The organism is Porcincola intestinalis (assembly GCF_009696445.1).
GTDB classification, from domain to species: Bacteria; Bacillota; Clostridia; order Lachnospirales; family Lachnospiraceae; genus Porcincola; species Porcincola intestinalis.
Genome location: NZ_VULZ01000003.1, coordinates 154,792 through 180,695, shown reverse-complemented (window position 1 = coordinate 180,695; position 25,904 = coordinate 154,792). Strand labels below are relative to the sequence as shown.

The window sequence follows — 25,904 nt, the reverse complement described above, 5'->3', positions numbered from 1 at the left end:
GTCACTGAAGCTCTACAGCGATGCTCCGCGCGGCAAAGAAGCGGAGCATCATGTCATCCCAGATTTTGTCAAGAGATTTATCAAGTGTAAAAGTCTTCAGTGAAACACCGCTTGTACAGAGAATCTCCTCATTCTGATAGGTGATGTTCAGAAAAAGGCCGTTCACATCCTCCACTCTGGCTGAGAGACTGCCGGAAGTCAGGATGCTTTGAATGCCTTTGTCCGGCATCTTCAGGATGATCCGGAAGCTGAGCGGCGAATGTTTACCGCTGACGATGGCGCGAACAATCGGCCGAATGCGTGCCCAGGATGGTTCCTGCGCGCGCAGATGCCCTTTTTCAGACGCTTCCACAGGCTGCCCGCTGCCGGCAGACAGGTATTCAGAAACCTGCCCGGCGGCGGGCAGCTTTCTGTCTGCAGGATCCTGCCTTAAAGACTGAGGGACCGCTGCAGATGGCCTGCCCGGGGCTTCACTGAAGTAAGCGGGATGCCAGGTTCCGTCTATCCGGAAGGTTGTGTAGGTTGTAATCTGGGCTTCTCCGAGGATGAATGGATCAAAGACGGGGCGGGTGAAGAGCGCGGACAGAAAGGATCTGTTATCAGAGATTTTGACTGCAATCAAAGAATTGTACCTCTCGAAACGGGCAATCAGCCCGCTGTGTGATGAAATGGTCGTCAGAGTAGTGTAATGGTACTACACAATGACAGGATGAGAAAGCCCAATTTTAAGAAAGTTTGCCACTGGCGGTGAGTTTTCTTAAGGTTGTCTCTGATCACTTGTCTCCCTTGTTTAAATATGCGATGATACAGATAACACTCAGATGTGATTTCACACAGGAGGAGAGGATATGAGGACAGATCGCAAAAAGAAGCTGCTGCTGCCGCTGGCAGTGAGCCTGCTGACGCTGCTGATGATCTTTGAGGGACCGGTACTTCTGAGGGGCAGAGGATTCGGGGCAGTCAGCGCGCAGGCGGCGCAGAGCAATCTCTACTCGGTGCATGTGGACAGCGGATATCTGGCGTTGCGTACGGCGAAGGCCTATGATTACAGCAATGAGATCGGGAAGCTGTATACAGGGGATCAGGTCCAGGTGACGGATGCGTCGGATTTTGTCTACTGGTATGTCTATGCACCGGGCCTTGGAAAGTATGGCTATGTGAACAGCAAGTACCTGACTGCCGTCTATGACAGTCCGGCGTACAGCGTGGCAGGCATTGCGATGACGGTCAGGGTCGACAGCGGGTATCTGGCTCTTCGGAACGGAAAAGCCTACGATGCATCGAACGAAATCGGGAAGATGTACACAGGAGAGACCGTCTATGTGATTGACATGAATGACCCGGACTACTGGACGGTCTACTCACCGAAGCTGGGGCTGACCGGATACACAAACCAGCATTATCTCTATGCCGTGAGCGGGACGATTCCTTCCTACGATGCGATGACCGTAAGAGTCCAGAGCGGGTATCTGGCGCTTCGCACGGCGAAAGCTTACGACGCCTCCAATGAGATCGGGAAGCTTTATACCGGTGATACGGTCTACATCGAAGATACAAGTGATTCCCGGTACTGGTGGGTTTATGCACCGACGCTCGGACAGGAAGGCTATGTGAACAAGGACTATCTGACCGGCGGCACGTTCTATACCTACTCGCTTGGAAGCTGGACGGTATCGGTTCAGAGCGGGTATCTGGCACTCAGGACGGCAAAGGCATATGATGCCTCCAACGAGATTGGAAAGCTGTACACGGGGGAGACCGTCCAGGTCATCGATGCGTCGGACAGCAAGTACTGGTATGTGTATGCGCCAACGCTGAACATGTACGGATACGTCAATGCAGATTATCTGTACTGAGCAGACAAAAAAATGCGCCGGGCAAAAAGCCCCGGCGCATTTTTTTCGTCCTGTAATTCTGATTGTCTTCCAGGTATCTTCCCTGTATCTTCCCCTGATTCAGGCACCCTTTTTCTTGGAAGAGTGGTACTGCTCGTCACAATAGCGGCAGCGGTAGATCTCGTGTTCCTCGTCTGCAAGGTAGAAGACCTGATCCAGACCCTGCTCGATGGTTGAGATGCATCTCGGATTCTTGCAGTGGATGATGTTGACAAGCTTCTTAGGAAGCTTCAGCTTCTGCTTCTCAACAATCCTGCCGTCTCTGATGATGTTGACCGTGATTGTGTGATCGATGAAGCCAAGGGCATCAAGGTCCAGCTTCTCAAGCGGCGCCTCCACCTTGATGATGTCCTTTTGGCCCATTTTATTGGAGTGGGCGTGCATGATCATGGCGACCTGGCAGTCGAGACGGTCGAGTTTCAGACGCTTGTAGATATCCATTGCCTTCCCTGCCGGGATATGGTCGAGCACAACACCTTCCTGCAGCTGTCCTACGCTTAACATACCTTCACCCCCAGTAATGTAAGAATCAATGCCATCCGGACGTAGACGCCGTACTGAACCTGACGGAAGTAGCAGGCACGCGGGTCATTGTCCACATCGACTGAAATCTCGTTGACGCGCGGAAGCGGATGCAGCACAGCGCAGTCCGGCTTCGCGAGCTGAAGCTTCGCACGGTCAAGGATGTAGAAGTCCTTCATGCGGATGTAGTCATCCTCATTGAAGAAGCGCTCCTTCTGTACGCGGGTCATGTAGAGCACATCCAGCTCCGGAAGAGCGTCCTCCAGGCGGATCACTTCCTTAAACGGAACGTTGTTCTTCCGCAGAACGTCATCCCGGACATAATCCGGAATCCGCAGCTCCTCCGGGGAGATCAGGACAAAGCGGATCCCTGTATAGCGGACAAGGGCAGCGATCAGGGAGTGGACAGTGCGTCCGAACTTGAGATCGCCGCAGATGCCGATCGTCATGTTGTTGAGTCTGCCCTTGATGGAGCGGATCGTCATCAGGTCGGTGAGCGTCTGGGTCGGGTGCTGATGTCCGCCGTCGCCTGCGTTGATGACCGGGATCTTTGAGACCAGAGAGGCAACGTAAGGCGCACCTTCCTTCGGGTGACGGATTGCCGCAATATCCGCGAAGCAGGAGATGACACGGATCGTGTCAGATACGCTCTCACCCTTCGAAGCAGAGCTCGAAGAGGCAGAAGAAAAGCCAAGAACCTTACCACCTAAATTAAGCATCGCAGTTTCGAAACTGAGACGGGTGCGGGTACTTGGCTCATAGAATAATGTCGCGATTTTCTTTCCTTCACAGGAATGGGAATACTTTTCCGGATTATGCTCGATATCAGTCGCCAGATCAAGAAGCTGGTCAATTTCCTCAACCGAGAAATCCAAAGGACTCATGCAGTGTCTCATTGATACCTCCGTTGCATTGTAAAGTTTCCTGCGTTTGAATCTTACATATCATACACAGTTCATCCCTGCCATGCAATAGAAAGTTTACGGGTTTTGAGATATACTGAAGATTATACCGGCAGCGGAGAGTGGCGTCTGAATTCAGACTGTTTTTCCTGCTGCGTACAGGTGGCGGAAACAGGAAGGCAGCAGGAAAAGGAATATTCGATGGGTGATTTAAAGGAATACCGCGCGGAGATTGACAGAATCGACCGCGAGCTCGTAAGACTTTTTGAAGAACGGATGGAGGTCTCGGAGCAGATTGGCGCCTATAAGATCGAGAATGGCGTCAAGGTTTTCGATAAAACGCGGGAGAGGCAGAAACTGGATGAGGTCAAGGGCCTGGCGCACGGCGCCTTTAACCAGCATGGGGTGGAGGAGCTGTTCTCACAGCTCATGTCCATGAGCCGGAAAAAGCAGTACGCAATGCTGGAGAAGCGGGGGGCAGGCGGGCGGCTTCCGTTCATCGGTGTTGACAGGCTGGACACGGATCATATCCGTGTGGTCTTCCAGGGCGTCGAGGGGGCATACAGTCAGGCTGCCATGACAGCGTTTTTCGGGGAGGATGTCAACAGCTTCCATGTGGCGAGATTCCGCGATGCGATGGAGGCGATCGCCGAGGGCAGTGCGGACTATGCAGTTCTGCCCATTGAGAACTCCACGGCAGGAATCGTGGCGGACAATTTCGATCTGCTTGTTGATTTTGAGAACTACATCGTGGCAGAACAGATTATCCCGGTCGAGCATGTCCTGATGGGGATCAAGGACGCCGATCTGTCATCTGTCCGCATTGTCTACTCACATCCTCAGGCGCTTGCGCAGTGCGAAGGCCTGTTTCAGGCACATCCTGACTGGAAGGCGGAGCCTTTTGGAAACACGGCGCTCGCTGCCAGAAAGGTTGCGCAGGACGGACGGAAGGATGAGGCAGCCATCGGAAGCGCATTTGCGGCCAGACGGTTCGGACTTCAGGTCCTGAAGACGCACATCAGCGACGAGGAGGCTAATGCGACCCGCTTTATGATTGTGACAAACCAGCGGATCTTCCGGAAGGATGCGCGAAAGATTTCGATCTGTTTTGAGCTGCCGCATTCATCCGGAACCCTGTACAATATTCTGTCGCATTTCATTTTCAACAATATCAACATGACACATATAGAGTCCAGACCGATTCCCCAGCGCAGCTGGGAATACCGGTTCTTCATCGATTTCGAGGGCAACCTGGCGGAGCCGAGTGTCAAGAACGCACTGAGGGGGATCCGGGAGGAAGCCATCAACATGAAGATTCTCGGGAACTATTGAGCCGGACGGAAGAAACGGATGGCCGGCAGCAGACAGACTCAGGACAGACAGAATGACAGTGACAGGGGGACATGCATGCACGACGCAGGGGAACTGATTCTATTCAGAGATACGGAGAATGGATTTTTAAGCCGCCTGGCGCAGCTGAGAGCCGCGTGCGGGGCGGACACGTTCATTCAGACGAAGACATCAGATACAAAGCAGGAGACTCGCCAGCTTCGCCTTCAGTGTGTATCAGACTATACGGCGCTGATCCGGGATATCCTGGAGACATCGGAAAAGCGGGGGTTTTCAGGCAATCTCTGGCAGGCCTGCCTGACAGGAATTCTGGTCTACAACGAGAACGCCTACTCGAGAGCCTGTGAGATCAGGGGAGCAGTGGACGGTGGAATCAACCAGGCGGCGCTGCACGATGTCCGGATTCTGATGGAGTACTTCCGCTATGATTTCAGTGACATCGAGGAAAGGCTGGGCGTCTCTCTGTACAGCCTGATCCGGGACTATGTCCAGACGGACGATGATCGAAGACTGTACAGCAGGAGGGTGCGGGACCGGATCCAGACGCTGTCCGGGCGGCTTTCGGCAGCGGAGACCCCGGAGGAATTCAAGGCCGACCTTGATTCCTTCTACCATGACTTCGGCTGCGGCAAGTTCGGGCTCCACAAGGCATTCCGTGTGATTCACCGCGAGGGGGAGACACAGTGCCAGATCGTTCCGATCACGAACATCGCCCACATCCGGCTCGATGACTTGGTTGGGTATGAGATCCAGAAAAAGAAGCTGCGGGAGAACACGGAGGCCTTTCTTGAGGGACGCCAGGCGAACAACTGCCTGCTGTTCGGGGATGCAGGGACCGGAAAGTCCTCCTCGATCCGCGCGATTCTGAACGAATACTATGACAGAGGACTGCGGATCATCGAGGTGTACCGTCATCAGTTCAAGGATCTGGTCGACATCATCGCGCAGATCAAGAACCGGAATTACCGCTTCATCATCTATATGGATGATCTGTCTTTTGAGGAAAATGAGACAGACTACAAGTATCTCAAGGCGGTGATCGAGGGCGGCATGGAAAAGCGGCCTGACAATGTCCTGATCTACGCGACGAGCAACAGACGGCACCTGGTGCGGGAAACCTACGGCGACAAGGAGGGCGACATCCGTCAGGATATGCACACCTCGGACACGGTCCAGGAGAAGCTGTCGCTTTCGCTGCGTTTTGGTGTTACGATTTACTTCGGCGCACCGGTCAAGACAGAGTATGATGGGATTGTGCTGGGGCTTGCGCGCAGGGCAGGCATCGACATGCCGCAGGAGGAATTGCTGCGGAAGGCGGGAAGCTGGGAGCTGTCGCACGGCGGTCGTTCGGGTCGCTGCGCGCAGCAGTTCATCGACTATCTGCTGTCAGGAAACTGATTTTCTGAAGTTTAATCAATCGTGAGGACAGAGAATGGCGGTCAAGTTATTTGCGTCGATCCTCATCGGATCGACAGAAACGGAAATGAAGCTTTTCCAGCTTTCCCCCCGGAAGGGGATGGCTCAGCTGTCCTGCCAGAGCAGGCGGATTGACCTGGGATCGGATGCATACGCACGCGGAACGCTCTCGACGCAGAAGGTGGAGCTTCTGGTCCGCACACTGAAGGCCTTTAAAAAGACGATGGACGGCTACCATGTGGACAGCTACCGGATGGTGGCGACATCGGCGATCCGTGAGCTGAGGACGGCGCTGATCACGAAGGACTACATCGAGAAGCAGACCGGGCTGAAGCTGACGATTTTATCCAATTCTGAGCAGCGTTTCCTTGACTATAAGTCCATCGCGCTGGACACGGATTCCTTCGAGGAAATCATTCAGACCGGAACAGCGATTGTCGACATCGGCGGCAACTCCCTCCAGATTTCGGTCTTTGACCACGACAAGCTGATTACGACTCAGAACATCAGAGTCGGAAAGATCTCGACCAGGGAACAGTTTTATCCGCTTGCTCAGAGCAATGCACATTATGAACGCCTGGTGATGGAGCTGATGCAGCATGAGCTGGACGGGTTCGGGAAGCTTTACCAGAAGGACCGGCAGATCACGACGCTGATCGCAACAAACCGGGAGCTGCAGGAGATTTTCCGCCCGATTGCCGAAAAGCAGAAAAGCTCCGTGATTTCCAGGGAAACCTTCATGGAGCTGTATCAGAAGGTTGTCGGGCTGAACGCGGATGAGATTGTGGCGCGGATCGGTGTTTCGATGGAGACGGCCATCTGTGCCACGACCTCCCTTGTCATCTGCCGCTCTCTGCTCGATCGCTTTGATTCCAAATCCGTCTGGCTGCCGTACGTCTCGATCGGGGACGGACTGGCGTACGATTTCGCCGCGGAAAACGGAGCGCTGAAGGCGCCGCATTCATTTGACGAGGATATCATCGCAGCATCGCGGTCGATCGCCAAACGGTACAAGTCGAGCTCGGATCATATCCGGGTTGTCGAGAGCCTGAGCCTGAAGCTCTTCGATCAGACGAGGCGGGTCCACGGACTGGGAAAACGGGAACGGCTGCTCCTGCAGATCTCCGCGATTCTGCATAACTGCGGCAAGTATATATCGCTGACCGATGTATCAGACTGTGCGTACAACATCATCATGGCGACGGAGATTATCGGACTGTCCCATGCAGAGCGCCAGATCGTCGCCAATGTTGTGAAGTTCAATACCGCTCCGTTTGAGTACTACGACGAGCTGGTGCAGGATTCCTCTGTCAGCAAAGAAGAGTACCTGGTCATCGCAAAGCTGACGGCGATTCTGAGAACCGCGAACTCACTCGACCGCAGCCACAGGCAGCGGATTCAGGACATCAAGGTTTCGGTCCGGGACGGGAACCTGGTCATCACAGCGCTGACGGATGAGGATCTGACGCTGGAGCAGGGAACACTGGCGATGGAGGATTCCCTGTTTGAGGAAGTGTTCAACTTAAGGACGGTGCTCCGCCAGAAGAGGAGGGTTTGAGATGGTCAGAAATGAGGCACAGGCTCCGGCAGGCACGGCGAAAGCGGTTGACTTTACGAACCCGGCCTTTTATACGAACAGGGAACTTTCCTGGCTGGACTTCAACTACAGGATCCTTGATGAGGCAAGGGACAGGGAAAACCCTCTGTTTGAGCGGCTGAAGTTTCTTTCAATCACCGCGTCCAATCTGGACGAATTCTTCATGGTGCGGGTGGCCTCGCTCAAGGACATGTCGGAGGGCGGCTATTCGGGACACGATATAGCCGGGATGACGGCAGATCAGCAGCTTTCGGCGGTACAGAAAAAGTGCCACGAGTTCATGGACAGGCAGTACTCAACGCTGATGCGCAGCCTGGTCCCGTCACTTCGGTCCAGCAACATGGAAGTCCTTTTCGACCACGAGAGCCTGACAAAGCAGCAGGCGGACTTCTGCGACCGCTATTTTGACGAGGTAATCTTTCCGGTCCTGACACCGATGGCGATGGACTCCTCAAGACCATTTCCGCTTGTGCGCAACAAGACCCTGAACATCGGCGCCCTGATTTCCCGCAAGCCCAAGGCGGCGCCGGAGGGCTCCATCGAGGCGATGGTACAGGAGAATCTGACCAGAACAGGGGAGCGGGTCGCGCGGAAGGCGGCCAAGGACAACGGCAAGGACAGCAAGGATGGGAAGGAGATCGATCTCAAGGACGGGACAATGTTCGCAACCGTCCAGGTTCCGTCCGTGCTTCCGAGGGTGATTGAGATCCCCTGTACGAAGGAAGGCACAAGAACCGGAATCCTGCTCGAGGAGATCATCGAGCGGAACATGGGAAAGCTGTTTTCCGGCTATAACGTTGTCTGTGCGAACGCGTACCGGATCACGAGAAATGCAGATATGACACTGGACGAGGACGATGCGGATGATTTGCTCGACGAAATCCAGAAAAAGCTCCGGAAGCGTCAGTGGGGCGAGGTCATCCGGTTTGAGTATGAGGACGGGATGGACAAAAAGCTGTTCAAGATTCTGAAGAAGGAATTCGGAGTCGGAGCGGATGCCATCTACAAGATCAGCGGACCGCTGGACCTGACCTTCCTGATGAAGCTGTACGGGATGAAGGGCTTTGAAAACCTGAAGGAAAAGCCGTACGTCCCGCAGCCGGTCCCGGCACTCATGAACCTGCCGGATGGGATGACCCTGTTCGATGCAATCCGGGAAAAGGACATTTTCCTGTCGCATCCGTATGAAACCTTTGATCCGGTCGTGAATTTCATCAGCAGCGCGGCCGACGATCCGGATGTTCTGGCCATCAAGATGACGCTTTACCGCGTGAGCGGTCATTCGCCGATTGTAGCGGCATTGGCAAGGGCTGCCGAGAACGGCAAGCAGGTGACAGCGCTGGTCGAGCTGAAGGCGCGCTTTGACGAGGAAAACAACATTCAGTGGGCGGAAATGCTCGAGAAGGCGGGCTGCCATGTTATATACGGACTGGTCGGACTGAAGACGCACAGCAAGATCGCACTGGTTGTCCGGAGGGAGGAGGATGGAATCCGCCGGTATGTCCATCTGGCGACCGGAAACTATAATGATTCAACCGCCAAGCTGTACACGGACTGCGGGATCATGACAGCCAGTCCGGCCTACGGGGAGGATGCGACGGCCGTTTTCAATATGCTTTCCGGCTACAGTGAGCCGAAGCACTGGAACCGGCTTTCCCTGGCGCCGATCTGGCTCAGGTCAAAGCTGTATGCACTGATTGACCGGGAGATCTCTCACGCAAAGGCCAATGAGAACGCGCACATCATCGCGAAGATGAATGCACTCTGCGATCCGGGAATCATCGCGAAGCTGTATGAGGCGAGTGCTGCCGGTGTGAAGATCGAGCTGATTGTGCGCGGGATCTGCTGCCTGAAGGTTGGAATCCCCGGAGTTTCGGAGAATATCACGGTCCGTTCGATTGTCGGCCGCTTTCTGGAGCACGCCCGCATCTTCTGGTTTGCGAATGGGGAACATCCGGAGATCTATATGGCTTCTGCAGACTGGATGCCGCGGAACCTGAACCGGAGAGTCGAGATCATGTTCCCGCTTGAGGATGCGGACAGCGCAAGGGCAGCCAGACACATCCTGGATGTGCAGCTGGCGGATACGATGAAGGCACATGTGCTGATGCCGGACAATACCTATGAGAAGGTTGACAGAAGGGGGAAGGCGCTCATCGGCGCGCAGGCAACGCTGATGAAGGAAGCCATCGAGGCGGCTGCAGACCCACACGATCCGATGGCATCGAGAACCTTCACGCCTGCAGCGGCAGAATGAAAGACGAAACATCTGGAGCAGGGGACAGAACTGGCGGCAGAGGGAACAGGAGCAAGAAGGATGACGACAAGAGAACATACAAGGACAGTGAGGATCGGAGATCGCGTCATTGGCGGCGGGAACCCGATCCTGATCCAGTCCATGACGAATACGAGAACAGAAGATGTAAACGCAACTGTGGCACAGATCCACCGGCTGGAGGAGGCTGGCTGTGAGCTGATCCGCTGTACCGTTCCGACGATGGAGGCGGCGAAGGCGCTGGGAGAGATCAAGCGACAGATTTCGATTCCTCTGATTGCAGACATTCATTTTGACTACAGGCTGGCGATCGCGGCGATTGAAAACGGGGCGGACAAGATCCGCATCAACCCCGGCAACATCGGCTCCCAGGAGCGGGTGCTGGCCGTTGTCGATGCGGCAAGGGAGCGGGATGTGCCGATTCGTGTCGGGGTCAACTCCGGCTCGCTGGAGAAGGAGATCATCGAAAAGTACGGCGGTGTGACGGCGGACGGGCTTGTCGAGAGCGCGCTGGACAAGGTACACTGGATCGAATCGATGGACTACCGCAATCTGGTTGTCTCGATCAAGTCCTCGGATGTCCTGATGTGTGCGGAGGCGTATGAGAAATTCGCACAGCAGTCGGATTATCCGCTTCATGTCGGCATCACGGAGGCCGGGACGGTCATATCCGGAAACATCAAGTCGGCGGTCGGGCTGGCGCTGATTCTTTCGAAGGGAATCGGGGACACCATCCGCGTGTCGCTCTCGGGAGATCCGGTCGAGGAGATCCGGAGCGCGAAGCTGATCTTGCGGACGCTGGGACTGAGAGAAGGCGGAATCGAGGTGGTATCCTGCCCGACCTGCGGACGGACGCAGATTGATCTGATCTCCCTCGCAAACCAGGTCGAACAGCTTGTGCAGAGCTATCCGCTGAACATCAAGGTGGCTGTCATGGGCTGCATCGTGAACGGCCCGGGCGAAGGCCGCGAGGCGGATCTTGGCATCGCCGGCGGGAAGGGCGAGGGCCTACTGATGAAACACGGGGAGATCATCCGGAAGATTCCGGAATCGGAATTTCTGCCTGCCCTCAAGTGGGAACTGGATCACTGGGAAGGCTGAGGGCGAAAGACGCAGTTTTTCTGCCTGTGCGGAAGTGAATCCGGACTGCCGGGAAGGTTGAAGCGGAGAAGCAGAAAAGCTGGGATAAAGGAGATACAAGGGTTGACGAAGTCGTTTGAAGAGACATTTCCGGGCGTCTGCGCGGGAGATGAGGAACTGTCGGAGCTGTACCCGCACCTGAATGTGACGAGGGTCACGGTCAACGCGCAGCACACCACGCTGAAGGTCTATGTCGAGGCAGACCGTCTGATCGACAAGAAGGACATCCGCCGGATTGAAAAGCGCATCGACGAGGAGGTCTGCTCCGGAAGCGGGATGGAGACGAAGATCATCGAAAAGTTTCGTCTCTCGCAGCAGTACAATGCCCGGAACCTGATGAAGGCTTACCGGGCATCGATTCTCTATGAGCTGGATCAGTTCGACAAGTGTCTGGGCAATCTCTTCCGGCATGCGGATGTCACTTTCGGGGAGGATGGGCTGTGCCATCTGGTACTCGAGGACACAATCATCGCCCGCCGCTATGAGGAGCAGCTTTGCTCGATCCTTGAGAAAATTTTCACAGACCGCTGCGGTGTGGACTTCCGAATGACAGTCGGGTACAAGGAAGCCAGCACCGCTCAGAAGACCCGTCAGTTCCGGGCAATCCAGACGATGCAGAAGGCAGAGGAGACGCTGCGGGAAGCTGGACTCCTTCAGAAGAAGGATGCAGAAATTGCTGCAGCTCCGGTGGATGGAGAATATGCAGCTGTCGGGAACGGCGAGTCAGTGCCGGCAGGAGAAGGCAGTGCGGCAGGTAGCAGAACGCCCCAAGCAGCTCCGGGCAGCAGAACGGGTGGACTTTCCGGAAAGGCAGGGAAGGGCGGCCAGGGCGTCAGAGGCCGCAGAGGAAGAGGCACCGCCGGTTCACGGAACGATTCAGAGCGAAATGAGTCACTTGTCAGAAGCAGCAATCCGGATGTGCTGTATGGCCGGGACTTTGAGGATCTGCCGATCGAGATGAAGTCGATTCTCGGAGAAATGGGAGATGTGACGATCCGCGGACAGATTTCAGAGATCGAGACGCGGGACATCCACACAAAGCGCGGGAGCGATCTGACCATCCTGATCATCACGTTGACGGATTTCACCGATACGATGCGAATCAAGATGTTCCTCGACACCCAGAGGGCACCGCAGCTGACGGATCAGCTGAAAACAGGGATGTTCATCAAGGTCAGAGGTGTCACGACGATCGACAAGTTCGATTCGGATCTGACCATCGGAAATATCTATGGCATCATGAAGATTGCCGACTTCCGGCAGAAGCGCAGCGATACCTGGCCGAGGAAGCGGGTCGAGCTTCACTGCCATACCAAGATGAGTGCGATGGATGCCGTGTCGGAGCCGGGCGATCTGGTGAAGGTGGCAGCCTCCTGGGGACACAAGGCGATCGCGATCACAGACCATGGCGTTGTGCAGGGGCTTCCGGATGCTTACAAGGCGATCCCGGAGGATTCCGATTTCAAGGTCATCTATGGGTGCGAGGGCTACCTGGTGAATGACCTGGTGGAGACGGCTGTTAACTCGAGGGGCCAGTCCCTGGAGGGAGATTTTGTGGTTTTCGATCTCGAGACAACCGGATTTTCGCCCGTCGAGAACCGGATCATCGAGATCGGCGCGGTAAAGGTCAGCGGCGGAAAGATCGTGGACCGCTTCTCCGAGTTTGTAAACCCGCTTGTCCCGATTCCGCTGCGGATCGAGAATCTGACCTCAATCAACGACACGATGGTTGCGGATGCGCCCACGATCGAGAAGATTCTGCCCCGGTTCCTCGCATTTTCGAAGGACTGTGTGCTGGTCGCGCACAATTCCGCCTTCGACGTCAGCTTTATAGAAGAAAACTGCAGGCGTCTGGGATATGACCATGATTTTACATCCGTGGATACCGTCGCGCTGGCGCGTGTCCTGCTGCCGAATCTCGGGAAGTACAAGCTGGACACGGTTGCAAAGGCACTGAACATTGATCTCGGGCACCATCATCGGGCAGTCGATGACGCGGAGTGCACGGCGCACATCTTCGTGAAGTTTGTCAGCATGCTGGAGGATCTGGATCTCCATAACCTTGACGAGGTCAATGAGCACTGCAGAGCGGACGAGCACAAGATCCGGAAGATGCCGACCTACCATGTCATTCTTCTGGCAAAGAATGAGACGGGCCGTGTCAACCTGTACCGCTGCGTGTCGGAGTCTCATCTGAAGTATGTCTCGAACGGGAAGCCGCATCTGCCGAAGAGCTTTCTCGAGGCGCACAGGGACGGACTGATCATCGGGTCTGCCTGTGAGGCCGGCGAGCTGTTCCAGGCGATCGAGCGCGGCGCCTCAGAGGAGGAACTGAAGCGGATTGTGGATTTCTATGACTATCTGGAAATCCAGCCGATCGGCAACAACATGTTTCTGACCGTTCCGAAATATGACAAGAATGGAAACCTCAGAAATGAGCCGAAGACCGTCGAGGATCTGAAAAACTACAACCGTCGGATTGTCGCGCTCGGAGAGCAGTACGGCAAGCCCGTGTGTGCGACCTGCGACGTCCATTTCCTGAACCCGGAGGATGAGATCTACAGGCGGATTCTTCAGTATGTGAATTTTCAGGATCCGGAGGCGGACAACCAGCCGCCATTGTATCTGCGCACGACGGAGGAGATGCTGAAGGAGTTCGAGTATCTGGGGGAGGAGAAGGCGAACGAGGTCGTCATCACAAACACCAACCGGATTGCGGACATGGTGGAGAAGTTCTCGCCGGTCCGGCCGGACAAGTGTCCGCCCGTCATCCCGCACTCTGATGAAATGCTGACGAAGATCTGCTACGACAGGGCACATGAGATCTACGGCGACGACCTTCCGCAGGTGGTGGAGGACCGCCTGAAGAAGGAGCTGCACTCCATCATCTCCAATGGATTTGCCGTCATGTATATCATTGCGCAGAAGCTGGTATGGAAGTCTGTGGCAGACGGATATCTGGTCGGGTCGCGCGGATCTGTCGGGTCGTCCTTTGTCGCCAACATGGCCGGCATCACGGAGGTCAACTCCCTTCACCCGCATTACCTCTGTCCAAAATGCCACTATGTGGACTTTGATTCGCCGGAGGTCCGGAAGTACGACGGGATGGCCGGCTGCGACATGCCGGATAAAAACTGCCCGAAGTGCGGGACGAAGCTTCAGAAGCTTGGATTTGACATTCCGTTTGAGACCTTCCTTGGCTTCAAGGGAAACAAGGAGCCGGATATCGACCTGAACTTCTCCGGAGAGTACCAGTCGAAGGCGCACCATTACACGGAGGTCATTTTCGGCGCAGGACAGACGTTCCGGGCCGGAACGGTGACGGGTGTGGCGGACAAGAATGCGTATGGTTATGTGCTCCGGTACTTTGAGGATCACGGGGAGAAAAAAAGGCCGGCGGAGATCAAGCGCCTGGCGGATGGCTGTGTCGGTGTCCGGAAATCGACCGGGCAGCATCCGGGCGGTATCATCGTTCTGCCCTACGGAGAGGAGATTAACACATTTACACCTGTTCAGCACCCGCCCAAGGATGAAAACACGATCACGACGCACTTTGATTATCACAAGATTGACCACAACCTCCTGAAACTGGATATTCTCGGACATGATGATCCGACCATGATCCGTATGCTGGAGGATCTGACCGGGCTCCATGCGACAGATGTTCCGCTGGACGACAGAAAAGTCATGAGTCTGTTTCAGAATACCAGCGCGCTCGGAATCACGCCGGATGACATCGGTGGCTGCCCGCTGGGCTCTCTTGGCATTCCGGAGTTCGGGACAGACTTTGCCATCCAGATGCTTGTGGACACAAAGCCGAAGTACTTCTCGGATCTGGTCCGAATCGCCGGTCTGGCACACGGGACGGATGTCTGGCTGGGAAATGCGCAGGATCTGATTATGAACGGCACCTGCACCATCTCCACAGCGATCTGCTGCCGAGACGATATCATGATCTATCTGATCTCAAAGGGACTCGATCCGGAGCTTTCCTTCACGATTATGGAGAAGGTCCGCAAGGGCAAGGGTCTCCGACCGGAATGGGAGGAGGAGATGAAGAAGCATGGGGTGCCGGACTGGTACATCGGCTCCTGTAAAAAGATCAAGTATATGTTCCCGAAGGCGCACGCGGCGGCTTATGTCATGATGGCCTGGCGGATCGCGTGGTTCAAGATCTACCAGCCGCTCGCCTACTACGCGGCCTTCTTCTCGATCCGCTCGCCCGGCTTCGACTATGAGCTCATGTGCGAGGGACCGGAGGTGCTGGCACGGCATATGAAGGAGATTGAAGCCAAGGATAAGAATGAGCAGCAGCAGAAGGAGCAGGAGCAGTATAAGGCGATGAAGGTCGTCCGGGAGATGTATGCCCGCGGCTATGAGTTTGCGAAGATCGACGTCTTCAAGTGCAGGGCGACAAAGTTTTGCATTGTGGACGGGAAGCTGATGCCGTCGCTCAACAAGATCGACGGGCTTGGGGACAATGTCGCAGCCCAGATCGTGGATGCCTGCAAGGACGGGCCGTTTTTATCGCTGGACAACTTCAGGGAGCGGACAAAATGTCCGAAGGGCATCGCAGACAAGCTGGTGCAGCTCGGTATTCTGGCCGGGCTTCCGGAATCGAACCAGCTGTCGATCTTTGATATGCTGCCGACCGGAACGGAAGGATGACGGCACAGCCAGATAAGAATGGAGAATTGTATGCTGAGGACGGATGGAAATGTCATCCTGATCGGGTTCATGGGATGCGGAAAATCGAGTGTAGGCCGGAAGCTTGCCGGCCTGCTCGCAGTGCCGTGTCTGGATACCGATGCACTGATTGAAGAGCAGGAGAAGATGACGATCCGGGAGATTTTTACCCGGATGGGGCAGGCGTATTTCCGGGATGCGGAAACCAGAGCAGTCCGCAGTCTGACAGGCAGAGAGGGGCGATATGTCCTCTCTGTCGGGGGAGGGCTTCCGCTGAGAGCCGAAAATCGGGAGATTCTGAGAAAGCTCGGGACAGTGGTCTATCTCAAAGCAAGTGTTCAGACACTGGCTGAAAGACTGGCACGGGATACCACGCGGCCCCTTCTGCAGGGAGAGGAGCCGCTGGAAGAAAAGATAACCCGGATTCTGAGTGAGCGCGAGGCACTTTATGAGGAGGCCTGCAGCCACGTAGTCCTGTCAGACGGGAAGAGCGTCCGGGAAGTGGCACAGGAGATCAAACGACTGATTACATGACAGCGTCGACCTCGTATTTTGTCACGCCCTCGGTGATCGGAATCAGGTTTCCGCTGACCTCCTTCCCGTTGACGGTCAGCTTCCGGATTCCCTTCTCCACATGGTCCGGATTGGAGATATGGATGCGGTACATCGCGCCGCGGAACCTGCGGCTGACTGTGTAGGAACCAAAGTCCTTCGGGACGCAGGGATCGATTCGAAGCCCGTCGTAATCCGGGCAGATGCCCAGAATATGCTGCGAAATATTGACGAATGTCCAGGCGGCCGTTCCTGTCAGCCAGCTGTTTTTTCCCTGGCCAAAATACTTTGCGTCGCTGCCAGCGACCATCTGTGAGTAGACATAGGGCTCCGTGCAGTGGATCTCCGAGATGTCCTCGATGTAAGCCGGACAGGTCTTTTTGTAGATATCGAAGGCTCTTGTTCCGTGCCCGAGTACGGTCTCCGCGATCGATACCCAGGGATTGTTGTGGCAGAAGATACCTCCATTTTCCTTGTATCCCGGCGGATAGGAGGAAATCTCCCCAAGGTTCAGGTAATAGTGTGAGTAGGACGGAGCGAGGATCCGGATCCCGTATTTTGTGTCAAGGTGCTTTTCGACTGAAGAAAGTGCCTTTTCGGCCTTCCCCTCCTTCACGCCGATGCCGGCAAGCACGCAGAAACCCTGCGGCTCGATGAAGATTTTCCCTTCCTCACACTCGTGGGATCCGACCTTCTGGCCATTTGCGTCGTATGCGCGCAAAAACCATTCGCCATCCCAGCCTGCGTTGAGGACAGTTTGTTCCATCTTCTGCACCTCAGTCATGGCAGCTTTTGCTTTGTCCAGAAGTCCTCTGTGCGCACAGAGCTTCGCATAGTCCTTTCCGTACCGGACAAACATGCCGCCGATGAAAACGGACTCCGCAATCGGACCTTCGCTCGGGCCTGTCGTCTGGAAGGATTCGCCCGGCGTGTCGGAGAAGCAGTTCAGATTCAGGCAGTCATTCCAGTCCGCACGGCCGATCTGCGGAAGCCCGTGCGGTCCCTTGTGGGTGACTGTGTACTCGAATGAACGGGTCAGGTGCTCGAAGAGCGGGACGCATGTCGCCTCGTCGTTGTCGAACGGGACAGACTCGTCGAGGATCGAGAAGTCGCCCGTCTCGCGGATATAGGCTGCCGTTCCTGCGATGAGCCACAGCGGATCGTCGTTGAAGCCGGAACCAATGTCCGCGTTCCCGCGGCGGGTCAGCGGCTGGTACTGATGATAAGCGGATCCGTCCTCAAACTGCGTGGATGCAATGTCAATGATCCGCTGCCTTGCCTTTTCCGGAATCAGATGGACAAAGCCGAACAGATCCTGACAGGAATCGCGAAAGCCCATGCCGCGCCCGATGCCGGATTCGTAGTAGCTGGCCGATCTGGACATGTTGAACGTGACCATGCACTGATACTGGTTCCAGATGTTCACCATGCGGTTGACCTTCTCATCGCGGGATTCGACATGATATCCTTCCAGCAGGTTCTCCCAGTATGCCTTCAGCTCCGCAAATGCTGCATCCGCGCCTTCCGTGGTCTGGTATTTTGCCAGAAGCCTGCGCGCAGGTGCTTTGTTGATGACATTCGGAGCCTCCCATTTCCGGTCCTTTGGATTTTCTGCATATCCGAGAACGAAGAGGAAGGTTTTTGATTCGCCCGGGGTGAGGATCACATGAAGCTCATGCGCGGCGACCGGATACCAGCCGCTGGCGACAGAGCCGGTGCATCCGCCGTTTCGGATCGCATCCGGGTCGGAGGCGGGGCTGTAGGTGCCGATGAAGGCATCCCGGCTGGTATCGAAGCCATCCGGCTTTGCGTTGACGGAGAAGAAAGCATAGTGATTTCTCCGCTCACGGTACTCCGTCTTATGGTAGATGGTGGCACCGTCGATTTCAACTTCCCCTGTGGAGAGGTTGCGCTGGAAGTTGGTCATGTCATCCAGGGCGTTCCAGAGACAGAACTCTACGTAGGAGAAGACCTTGAATGACTTCGGCGCTTCAGACTCGTTCGTCAGCGTCAGACGGTTGAGCTCGCAGGTATCATGGAGCGGCACAAAGTTCAGAAGGTCTGCCTTCAGCCCGTTCTTCTTCGCGGTGAAACGGGAGTAGCCGATGCCATGTCTGCATTCGTAGAAATCAAGCGGTGTCTGAGTCGGCTGCCAGCCTGGATTCCACGTGACATCTCCGTCCTGAATGTAGTAATATTTTCCATTAGAGTCCAGCGGCATGCTGTTGTAGCGGTACCGGGTGATCCGGAGCATTTTTGCATCCTTGTAGAAGCTGTATCCGCCGCAGGTATTCGATACGATCGAGAAGAAGTCATTGCAGCCAAGATAGTTGATCCAGGGAAGCGGTGTCCGGGGAGTCGTGATGACATACTCGAGGGCCTTGTCATCAAAATAACCAAATTTCATAGGAGTCTCCTTCTCATCAAAGATGAAAGAACATTTGGGAAAACGATTAAGTAACCTGTTAGGGTCAGTATATCGCAACGTATTCCTGAATACAATAGAAAATGCTGGCATGATTATGTTAATTATTGACAAAAATACAATATGAAATCGAACGGAATATACAAATCGAATGTTGGTGGCCTGTGTTTTCGCGAAAATGAGTTGTCCAAAAACAGCCTAAATCCTATAATATAATTACGAAAACGATTTCAAAGTCTGTCTCAGGCAGCCTGGCATTCAACCGGGCATTAAAGGAGAAACGCATCATGGTCTCAATGAAGGATATTGCCAAGAAATGCGGAGTGTCGGTCGCAACGGTCAGCAAGGCGCTGAACGGATACAGCGACATCGGGAAGGAAAAGAGAGAAGAGATCAAGCGGTGCGCCGAGGAGATGGGGTACTTCCCCAATTCCTCCGCGCGCGCGCTGAAGACAAACCGGACCTGGAACCTGGGGATCCTGATCACGGATAATCTCCATTCCGGGCTGACACATAGCTATTTTGCAGCGATCCTTGACGCAATCAAGGTGACAGCGGAGCGGCGCGGCTATGACATCACCTTTACATCCATGTCACCGGTCGGCGGAAGAAAGATGAGCTACTATGAGCATTGCCGCTACAGAGGACTGGACGGCGTGGTCATTGCGAATATTGACTTTACATCTCCCGATATCATTGAACTTGTCAAGTCCCCGCTTCCGATTGTCACGATCGACTATGTCTATGACGGCAGGACGGCTATTGTCTCCAACAATCAGAAGGGAATGCGCGATCTGACGGAATATGTCTGCTCAATGGGACACAGGCAGATTGCCTACATCCACGGGGACGACAATACGGTCACGAAGGAGCGCCTTGCAAGCTTTTACAGGACTGCGGAGGCGTATGGTGTAACCGTTCCTGACAAATGGGTGCTGTCTTCCAGATACAGGGATGTCGGGATGACGGAACGACGGACAAGGGAGCTGCTCAGTCAGGACAGCCTGCCGACCTGCATTTTTTTCCCGGATGACTTCTCGGCTGTCGGGGGGATGAATGCGATCCGCTCGGCAGGACTCCGCATCCCGGAGGATATTTCCGTGTGCGGGTATGACGGGATCCCGATTGCCTTCGCAATGTACCCGAGGCTGACAACGCTCAGGCAGGATACGGCGACCGTCGGCAAAATCGCGGCGGAGAAGCTCATTTCTCTGATTGAGAATCCGAAGGTTGCTCTGATCGAGAAGATATCGGTCGACGGTGAGCTGGTGAAGGGCGACACTGTACGGCGGATGCAGCCGTCTTGAATGTGGATATGAATTCTGATAGAATAACTGAAACTGCATACCTGCAGCGGATTGTTCCGGCTCTGTTGGAGTGGTACCCGGGTCACAGAAGGGATCTTCCATGGCGGGTGCATCCGCTGCCTTATTATGTCTGGATTTCGGAGGTTATGCTTCAGCAGACGCGGGTGGAGACCGTTATTCCCTACTACCGGCGGTTCCTGAAGGAACTTCCGTCGGTCGGGGATCTTGCCTGCTGCCCGCCGGAGAAGCTCATGAAACTCTGGGAGGGAATCGGGTATTACAGTCGGGCGAGAAACCTTCAGAAGGCTGCAAAAGTGGTGATGGAGGTGTACGGCGGCTGCATGCCGGATACAAAGGAGGAGCTTCTGAAGCTCCCCGGAATCGGCAGCTACACTGCCTCCGCAATTTCATCCATCGCATACGGCAGATGTGAGGCAGCTGTGGATGGCAATGTGCTCAGAGTTTCCACGAGGCTTCTGGAGGATTCAGGCTGCATCGACGAGCCGAAGGTGAAGAAGCGCTGGGAGAAAATCTGGACAGCGGTTATGCGGCAGTATCAGGAGAGCTGTCCGGAGAAGGGATCTTTTCCGGGAACCTTCAACCAGGCGATGATGGAGATTGGCGCAACCGTCTGCGTGCCGGGCGGCGCGCCCGCCTGCAGCCGATGTCCGCTCTCAGCATTCTGTCTTGCACACCTTCATGAGGGAGAGCTGCTTTATCCGGTTCGAAAGACAAAGCGGCCGCGCAGGGTGGAAAAACGGACGGTGCTTCTGCTCACGGATGGCGGACGGATTGCCCTCCGGAAGAGGAGCGGGAAGGGGCTTCTGGCCGGAATGTGGGAGCTGCCGAATGAAGAAGGCACGCTCACCCGGGAGGAAGCGCTGTCGTATGCTGAAAAACTTGGCCTGTCCCCTCTTCGAATCAGACCGCTTCCGCATGCACGGCATGTCTTCACACACATTGAGTGGGAGATGACAGGCTGGCAGGTGCTGGCTGAGACGCTCGAAGATTTGAAGACTTGCGGGATGGAGCCCGCCGGGCAGGCCGCTGCTGCGGCGGAGACTGCTGCAGACAGAACGGGCTTATCCGTTTCAGGCGCCTGGGCACTGGCCAGTGTGCAGCAGGCCGAGACACAGTATGCCATACCGGCGGCTTTTTCCGCGTATCTGAAGGTTGCGGGAATCAGGCCGAAGGCAATGCTCCAGAGGGAGCGGAAAGAATCTGCGGTTCCGGAAGCCGGATATGAAGGCAGTCACGGAAGCAGATGACCGAGGAATATTAAAATATGGGAAAGATCTTGACAGTGGCAATTCCCTGCTACAATTCGGCAGCCTACATGGAGAAGTGTATCCGATCGCTTCTGCCGGGCAAGGATGATATTGAGATTCTGGTGATTGATGATGGATCGACGAAGGACAATACACTGGAGATCGCGCAGCGGTATGAGGCGCAGTATCCGGGAATTGTGAGGGCCATTCATCAGGAAAACAAGGGACATGGCGGGGCTGTCAATACCGGTATCGAGCATGCGTCCGGAACTTATTTCCGCGTGGTTGACTCGGACGACTGGGTGGATTCCAGAGTGCTTCTGAAGGTGATCGCGCGGCTGAAGACCCTTGAGAAGAAGGGCACGCCGGTCGATATGATGCTGACGAACTTTGTCTATGACAAGGTCGGGGCAGGTGTCTTCGGAAAGCATGTCATGAATTTCCACCATGCATTTCCGGCAAACCGGATCATCAGCTGGGATGACATGGGGCATATGAAGCAGACCCAGTATATCCTGATGCACAATATTACCTACCGGCATGACATTCTGGTAAAGTCGGGACTCAGGCTGCCGCTTCATACCTTTTATGTGGACAATATCTACGCGTACCAGCCGCTGCCCTACTGCGAGAAGTTCTACTATATGGACCTGAATCTTTACCATTACTTTATCGGGCGGGAGGATCAGTCCGTCAATGAGAAGGTCATGCTGAGCCGGATTGACCAGCAGCTGCGTGTCAACAAGCTGATGATCGATATATTCACAAGACAGAATTTTTCAGGACTGGATAAGAATGTCCGCAAGTACATGATGATCTACCTGAATAAGATCATGACAGTCTCGTCAGTTTTTCTTCTGGTCGGCGGCACAAGCGAGGATCTGAAGAAGAAGGGCGAGCTTTGGGCGTATTTAAAGCACGCAGATTACAAGCTGTACTACAGGCTGCGGATGTCCTTCCTTGGTGTCTGCATGAACCTGCCGACGCAGCTTGGACGCAAGACAACAGTCCGGGGCTACAAGATTGCAAGGAAGCTGTTCAGCCTGAACTGAAAGACAACAGACCGTTGGCTGCCTGACCCGGAGACAGAAGCAGCCTGTATCCGGAGAACCGGATGGATGAGACGGCGCATGGTTGCCGGGGTATGGAGGAGAAGATGAGCGAGGAAGTCAGGGAGACGAAGGAAAGCAGGAATTTCATCGAGGAAATCATCGACAAGGATATCGCAGACGGGCGCACAACCGAGGTATGCACCCGGTTTCCGCCTGAGCCGAACGGCTATCTCCATATCGGTCACGCAAAGTCGATCCTTCTGAACTATGGGCTCGCGAAGAAATATCATGGAAAGTTCAATCTCCGCTTTGATGACACGAACCCGACGAAGGAAAAGAGCGAGTTCGTGGAAGCGATCAAGCAGGATGTCAAGTGGCTGGGCGCTGACTACGGCGACCGCTGTTTTTTCGCCTCCAATTATTTCGAGCAGATGTATGAGGCTGCCGTCAAGCTGATCAGGAAAGGCAAAGCCTTTGTGTGCGATCTCTCCGCCGAGCAGATCCGCGAGTACCGCGGGACGCTGACGGAGCCGGGCAAGGAGAGTCCTTACCGGAACCGCAGCGTGGAGGAGAATCTCGAGCTTTTCGAGAACATGAAGAACGGCATGTACGCCGACGGCGAGAAGGTGCTTCGGGCAAAGATCGACATGGCTTCCTCCAATATGAATATGCGGGACCCGGTCATTTACAGGATTGCACACATCGCGCATGAGAATACGGGCGACCGCTGGTGCATATACCCGATGTACGACTTCGCGCATCCGATTGAGGATGCGATCGAGGGCGTGTCTCACTCCATCTGCACACTGGAATTCGAGGATCACAGGCCGCTCTATGACTGGGTGGTCCGGGAGCTGGAGTACCCGCATCCGCCGAGGCAGATCGAGTTCGCGAAGATGTACCTCGAGAACATTGTCACGGGAAAGCGCTACATTAAGAAGCTGGTTGAAAATGGAGTTGTCGACGGCTGGGACGATCCGCGCCTGGTTTCCATATCCGGACTGAGAAGGAGAGGGTTCACGCCGCAGTCCATCCAGATGTTTGTGGAGCTGTCCGGTGTGTCGAAGGCAAACTCCTGCTCGGACTACGCTATGCTTGAATATTGTCTCAGGGAAGACCTGAAGCTGAAGAAGCCGCGTGTCATGGCGGTCCTGGATCCGGTCAGACTCGTCATCGACAACTATCCGGAGGGGCAGACGGAGGAGCTTGAGGTTGAAAACAACCTCGAGAATCCGGAACTTGGAAAGCGCCTGGTTCCGTTCGGGCGGGAGCTGTACATCAACCGGGACGACTTCATGGAGGTACCGGTCAAGGGGTACAGAAGGCTGTATCCAGGCAATGAAGTCCGCCTGATGCACGCGTACTTTGTCACGTGTACCGGTGTCGAGAAGGATGAAAACGGTCAGATCAGGGCTGTTCACTGCACGTACGACCCGGCTACAAGGGGCGGCAATGCGCCGGATGGCCGCAAGGTCAGAGGGACGATCCACTGGGTGAATGCCGCGACGGCGCTGCCCTGTGAGGTCCGTCTGTTTGAGAATCTTGTCGATGAAGAGAAAGGTGTCTACGACAAGGAGACGGGGGAGCTGAACCTGAACCCGCACTCCCTGACCATCCTGAAGAACTGCTATGTGGAGCCTGCGCTGAAGGACGCGAAGGCACCGGATTCGTTCCAGTTTGTGCGGACAGGATTTTTCTGCGTCGACAGCAGGCTGTCGACACCGGATCATCTTGTGTTCAACCGGAGTGTCCCGCTGAAGTCTTCCTTCAGACTGCCGACAGTGGGAAAGGCATAATCGTCAGACCCGGAACAGCTGATGTCCCGGGTCTTTGCGTATCAAACCGGGGGACCGGGCGCAGGCTTTCGTAAAATGAGCGATTCGCTGATGAGCCGGGACCCTGTGCAGAATCAGGAGGCATCAGGAGCATTCAGGATGTACCTTGACGGGATTACTTCGTTTATCTTCCAGGAGGATCAGCCTGAGAAGGCAGATATCATCTTTGTCCCGGGCGGGAACTACCCGGAGGCAGCAGAGAGGGCAGCTCAGCTCTATCTGGAAGGCTACGCGCCGCTGATCTGTCCGAGTGGGAAATACAGCAGGCTGAAGGGACACTTTGAACCGTCGCTGTCGTCAGGAGAACGCCCGGAAGAGACAGCCTGCGCGCCGGACTGTCAGACAGAGTGGGAGTTTCTCAGCACGATTCTCATCCGGAAGGGGGTTCCCGGAGAGGCCATCCTGGAAGAAAGGCAGGCTACCTTTACGTGGGAGAATGCCATTTGTTCGAGAAAGGTGTGCGAAAGCCGCCACATCAAGGTGCAAAGGGCGATCCTGTGCTGCCAGAACTGGCATGCCAGACGCTGCCTGATGTACTATGGGCAGCAGTTTCCGGAGACGCAGTTCTTTGTGTGTCCGGTATCCACGAGGGGGATTACCAGGGACAACTGGTACCTCGATCCTGAAAAGGCGGATGTAGTGCTCTCCGAGGTGGAACGCTGCGGGGCACAGTTTCACGAGATTGTCCGGCATTACCGGGAGGGAAAGTCCTACTGCCGTCCGGACGACTGGAAGAGTCCGTTTGGACGTGGATGATGGTGATGCAGAGAATGGCAGGCGGCATTTCCGAAAAACGGGCTTGATATGAATGGTGTGCTGCGGAAGGAGAAAGACAGCATGGGGAAACTGATTGCGACTGATCTTGACGGGACCTTGCTCCCGGAGGGAACATTCCAGCTTAATCCGGAATACTACGAGGTGATCCGGAGGCTTCACGATGAAGGACATGTGTTCGTTGCCGCCAGCGGCCGCCACTACTCGAGCATGCGAAAGCTTCTGGAGCCGGTCTGGGAAGATGTAATCTTTCTGTGCGGAAACGGGACCTATGTCGCCTGCAGAGGGGTCTCGATGGCCGTGCGGCCGCTCCCGGACAGGCTGTATGAGGAAATCATTCCGGAAATGAAGAAAAACGGGATTTTCACCTGTGCCGATACGCCGGACGCAATGTGGACGGACAGTGACAGCGAGATGTTTCAGAGGAGGCTCAGCGGTGGGTACCGGGTCAATCTGAAGCGAATTGATGACCTTCGGCAGCTTCGCGATGAGAATGCAAAGCCTTCTGCGGACGGGCTGCATGACCGCGGCGTTCTGAAGTGCGCCATGTACACCGAGAAGGATGCGGCACCGATGGCAGAGTGCTTCAAACAGCGCTTCGGCAGCCAGGCGCACATCATGACAGCCGGAGAACGGTGGGTGGACTGTGTGCCTCTGGGCGTGGACAAGGGGACAGCCCTGTCTCAGATCCAGCATCAGCTCGGCTTCAGCCGGGAGGACACGGTGACATTCGGCGACAATGGCAATGATGTCGGGATGCTGAATTGCGCAGGGGAGAGCTACTGCGTGGAGGGCGGCCGCGACGAGGTGAAGAGGGCTGCAAGGCACGTGATTGGAAGGATGGAGGACGACGCTGTCCTGGATGTGCTGAAGCGTTTCCTCGCCTGAGAAAGATGCAGCTGGAAATC

General features: G+C 55.3%; 18 protein-coding genes. 14 read left to right on the top strand and 4 right to left on the bottom strand.

Translation table 11 applies throughout. The annotated features are described in order from the left end of the window. Position 1: 1 nt before the first annotated feature. Positions 2 to 622, bottom strand: coding sequence for a DUF5721 family protein (locus tag FYJ35_RS04355; RefSeq protein ID WP_154523704.1), 621 nt, complete (start codon positions 620 to 622; stop codon positions 2 to 4). A gap of 226 nt (positions 623 to 848) precedes the next feature. Here FYJ35_RS04355 and FYJ35_RS04350 point away from each other — a divergent pair, with 226 nt between their 5' ends. Continuing rightward, the gene (locus tag FYJ35_RS04350) at positions 849 to 1,856 is read left to right on the top strand and encodes an SH3 domain-containing protein (protein ID WP_235906356.1); all 1,008 of its coding nucleotides are present in this window, start codon (positions 849 to 851) and stop codon (positions 1,854 to 1,856) included. A 99-nt stretch (positions 1,857 to 1,955) separates the two neighbouring features. Here FYJ35_RS04350 and FYJ35_RS04345 read toward each other — a convergent pair whose 3' ends face one another. Continuing rightward, a complete protein-coding gene (locus tag FYJ35_RS04345; protein ID WP_154523701.1) occupies positions 1,956 to 2,399 on the bottom strand; it encodes an aspartate carbamoyltransferase regulatory subunit in 444 nt (147 codons plus the stop codon). Further along, the gene (pyrB, locus tag FYJ35_RS04340; protein ID WP_154523698.1) at positions 2,393 to 3,313 is read right to left on the bottom strand and encodes an aspartate carbamoyltransferase; all 921 of its coding nucleotides are present in this window, start codon (positions 3,311 to 3,313) and stop codon (positions 2,393 to 2,395) included. The genes FYJ35_RS04345 and pyrB overlap by 7 nt, the downstream gene beginning before the upstream one ends. Before the next feature lie 207 nt (positions 3,314 to 3,520). Here pyrB and pheA point away from each other — a divergent pair, with 207 nt between their 5' ends. From pheA to FYJ35_RS04305, 7 genes are all read left to right on the top strand, one after another. After that, complete coding sequence (gene pheA / locus FYJ35_RS04335) at positions 3,521 to 4,651, top strand: prephenate dehydratase (protein WP_154523695.1); 1,131 nt, start codon at positions 3,521 to 3,523, stop codon at positions 4,649 to 4,651. A gap of 75 nt (positions 4,652 to 4,726) precedes the next feature. Next, on the top strand, positions 4,727 to 6,067 hold the full coding sequence (locus FYJ35_RS04330; RefSeq protein WP_154524008.1) for an ATP-binding protein: 1,341 nt from the start codon (positions 4,727 to 4,729) through the stop codon (positions 6,065 to 6,067). A 34-nt stretch (positions 6,068 to 6,101) separates the two neighbouring features. After that, positions 6,102 to 7,643, top strand: coding sequence for a Ppx/GppA phosphatase family protein (locus FYJ35_RS04325; protein WP_154523692.1), 1,542 nt, complete (start codon positions 6,102 to 6,104; stop codon positions 7,641 to 7,643). 1 nt (position 7,644) lies between these two features. Beyond that, a complete protein-coding gene (locus FYJ35_RS04320; RefSeq protein WP_154523689.1) occupies positions 7,645 to 9,939 on the top strand; it encodes an RNA degradosome polyphosphate kinase in 2,295 nt (764 codons plus the stop codon). 60 nt (positions 9,940 to 9,999) lie between these two features. Beyond that, the gene (gene ispG, locus FYJ35_RS04315) at positions 10,000 to 11,058 is read left to right on the top strand and encodes a flavodoxin-dependent (E)-4-hydroxy-3-methylbut-2-enyl-diphosphate synthase (RefSeq protein ID WP_154523686.1); all 1,059 of its coding nucleotides are present in this window, start codon (positions 10,000 to 10,002) and stop codon (positions 11,056 to 11,058) included. A gap of 102 nt (positions 11,059 to 11,160) precedes the next feature. Beyond that, positions 11,161 to 15,765, top strand: a complete 4,605-nt coding sequence (locus tag FYJ35_RS04310) for a PolC-type DNA polymerase III (protein ID WP_154523683.1) — start codon at positions 11,161 to 11,163, stop codon at positions 15,763 to 15,765. A 30-nt stretch (positions 15,766 to 15,795) separates the two neighbouring features. Next, positions 15,796 to 16,317, top strand: a complete 522-nt coding sequence (locus FYJ35_RS04305) for a shikimate kinase (protein ID WP_154523680.1) — start codon at positions 15,796 to 15,798, stop codon at positions 16,315 to 16,317. Here FYJ35_RS04305 and FYJ35_RS04300 read toward each other — a convergent pair. Then, a complete protein-coding gene (locus tag FYJ35_RS04300; RefSeq protein WP_154523677.1) occupies positions 16,310 to 18,742 on the bottom strand; it encodes a GH36-type glycosyl hydrolase domain-containing protein in 2,433 nt (810 codons plus the stop codon). The genes FYJ35_RS04305 and FYJ35_RS04300 overlap by 8 nt on opposite strands. A gap of 305 nt (positions 18,743 to 19,047) precedes the next feature. Here FYJ35_RS04300 and FYJ35_RS04295 point away from each other — a divergent pair, with 305 nt between their 5' ends. From FYJ35_RS04295 to FYJ35_RS04270, 6 genes are all read left to right on the top strand, one after another. Then, positions 19,048 to 20,067, top strand: a complete 1,020-nt coding sequence (locus FYJ35_RS04295) for a LacI family DNA-binding transcriptional regulator (RefSeq protein WP_154523674.1) — start codon at positions 19,048 to 19,050, stop codon at positions 20,065 to 20,067. Between the two features lie 8 nt (positions 20,068 to 20,075). After that, a complete protein-coding gene (gene mutY, locus FYJ35_RS04290) occupies positions 20,076 to 21,335 on the top strand; it encodes an A/G-specific adenine glycosylase (protein WP_154523671.1) in 1,260 nt (419 codons plus the stop codon). Between the two features lie 17 nt (positions 21,336 to 21,352). Continuing rightward, complete coding sequence (locus tag FYJ35_RS04285) at positions 21,353 to 22,387, top strand: glycosyltransferase family 2 protein (protein WP_154523668.1); 1,035 nt, start codon at positions 21,353 to 21,355, stop codon at positions 22,385 to 22,387. Between the two features lie 104 nt (positions 22,388 to 22,491). Continuing rightward, complete coding sequence (locus FYJ35_RS04280; RefSeq protein ID WP_408634758.1) at positions 22,492 to 24,183, top strand: glutamine--tRNA ligase/YqeY domain fusion protein; 1,692 nt, start codon at positions 22,492 to 22,494, stop codon at positions 24,181 to 24,183. Positions 24,184 to 24,258: 75 nt separating this feature from the next. Further along, positions 24,259 to 24,978: a YdcF family protein gene (locus FYJ35_RS04275; RefSeq protein WP_235906354.1), complete on the top strand. Its 720-nt coding sequence runs from the start codon at positions 24,259 to 24,261 to the stop codon at positions 24,976 to 24,978. Positions 24,979 to 25,059: 81 nt separating this feature from the next. After that, entirely contained in the window at positions 25,060 to 25,884 is an 825-nt protein-coding gene (locus tag FYJ35_RS04270; protein ID WP_205839705.1) for an HAD family hydrolase, read from the top strand. The last annotated feature ends 20 nt before the right edge of the window (positions 25,885 to 25,904 follow it).

Bases quoted from the DNA above. Each gene is read 5' to 3' on its own strand.
- FYJ35_RS04330 (WP_154524008.1), top strand. From the start codon at position 4,727: ATGCACGACGCAGGGGAACTGATTCTATTCAGAGATACGGAGAATGGA.
- FYJ35_RS04275 (WP_235906354.1), top strand. From the start codon at position 24,259: ATGAGCGATTCGCTGATGAGCCGGGACCCTGTGCAGAATCAGGAGGCA.
- FYJ35_RS04345 (WP_154523701.1), bottom strand. From the start codon at position 2,399: ATGTTAAGCGTAGGACAGCTGCAGGAAGGTGTTGTGCTCGACCATATC.
- FYJ35_RS04270 (WP_205839705.1), top strand. From the start codon at position 25,060: ATGGGGAAACTGATTGCGACTGATCTTGACGGGACCTTGCTCCCGGAG.
- pheA (WP_154523695.1), top strand. From the start codon at position 3,521: ATGGGTGATTTAAAGGAATACCGCGCGGAGATTGACAGAATCGACCGC.
- FYJ35_RS04300 (WP_154523677.1), bottom strand. From the start codon at position 18,742: ATGAAATTTGGTTATTTTGATGACAAGGCCCTCGAGTATGTCATCACG.
- ispG (WP_154523686.1), top strand. From the start codon at position 10,000: ATGACGACAAGAGAACATACAAGGACAGTGAGGATCGGAGATCGCGTC.
- FYJ35_RS04285 (WP_154523668.1), top strand. From the start codon at position 21,353: ATGGGAAAGATCTTGACAGTGGCAATTCCCTGCTACAATTCGGCAGCC.
- FYJ35_RS04350 (WP_235906356.1), top strand. From the start codon at position 849: ATGAGGACAGATCGCAAAAAGAAGCTGCTGCTGCCGCTGGCAGTGAGC.
- FYJ35_RS04325 (WP_154523692.1), top strand. From the start codon at position 6,102: ATGGCGGTCAAGTTATTTGCGTCGATCCTCATCGGATCGACAGAAACG.
- FYJ35_RS04295 (WP_154523674.1), top strand. From the start codon at position 19,048: ATGGTCTCAATGAAGGATATTGCCAAGAAATGCGGAGTGTCGGTCGCA.
- FYJ35_RS04320 (WP_154523689.1), top strand. From the start codon at position 7,645: ATGGTCAGAAATGAGGCACAGGCTCCGGCAGGCACGGCGAAAGCGGTT.
- mutY (WP_154523671.1), top strand. From the start codon at position 20,076: ATGAATTCTGATAGAATAACTGAAACTGCATACCTGCAGCGGATTGTT.
- FYJ35_RS04280 (WP_408634758.1), top strand. From the start codon at position 22,492: ATGAGCGAGGAAGTCAGGGAGACGAAGGAAAGCAGGAATTTCATCGAG.
- pyrB (WP_154523698.1), bottom strand. From the start codon at position 3,313: ATGAGACACTGCATGAGTCCTTTGGATTTCTCGGTTGAGGAAATTGAC.
- FYJ35_RS04305 (WP_154523680.1), top strand. From the start codon at position 15,796: ATGCTGAGGACGGATGGAAATGTCATCCTGATCGGGTTCATGGGATGC.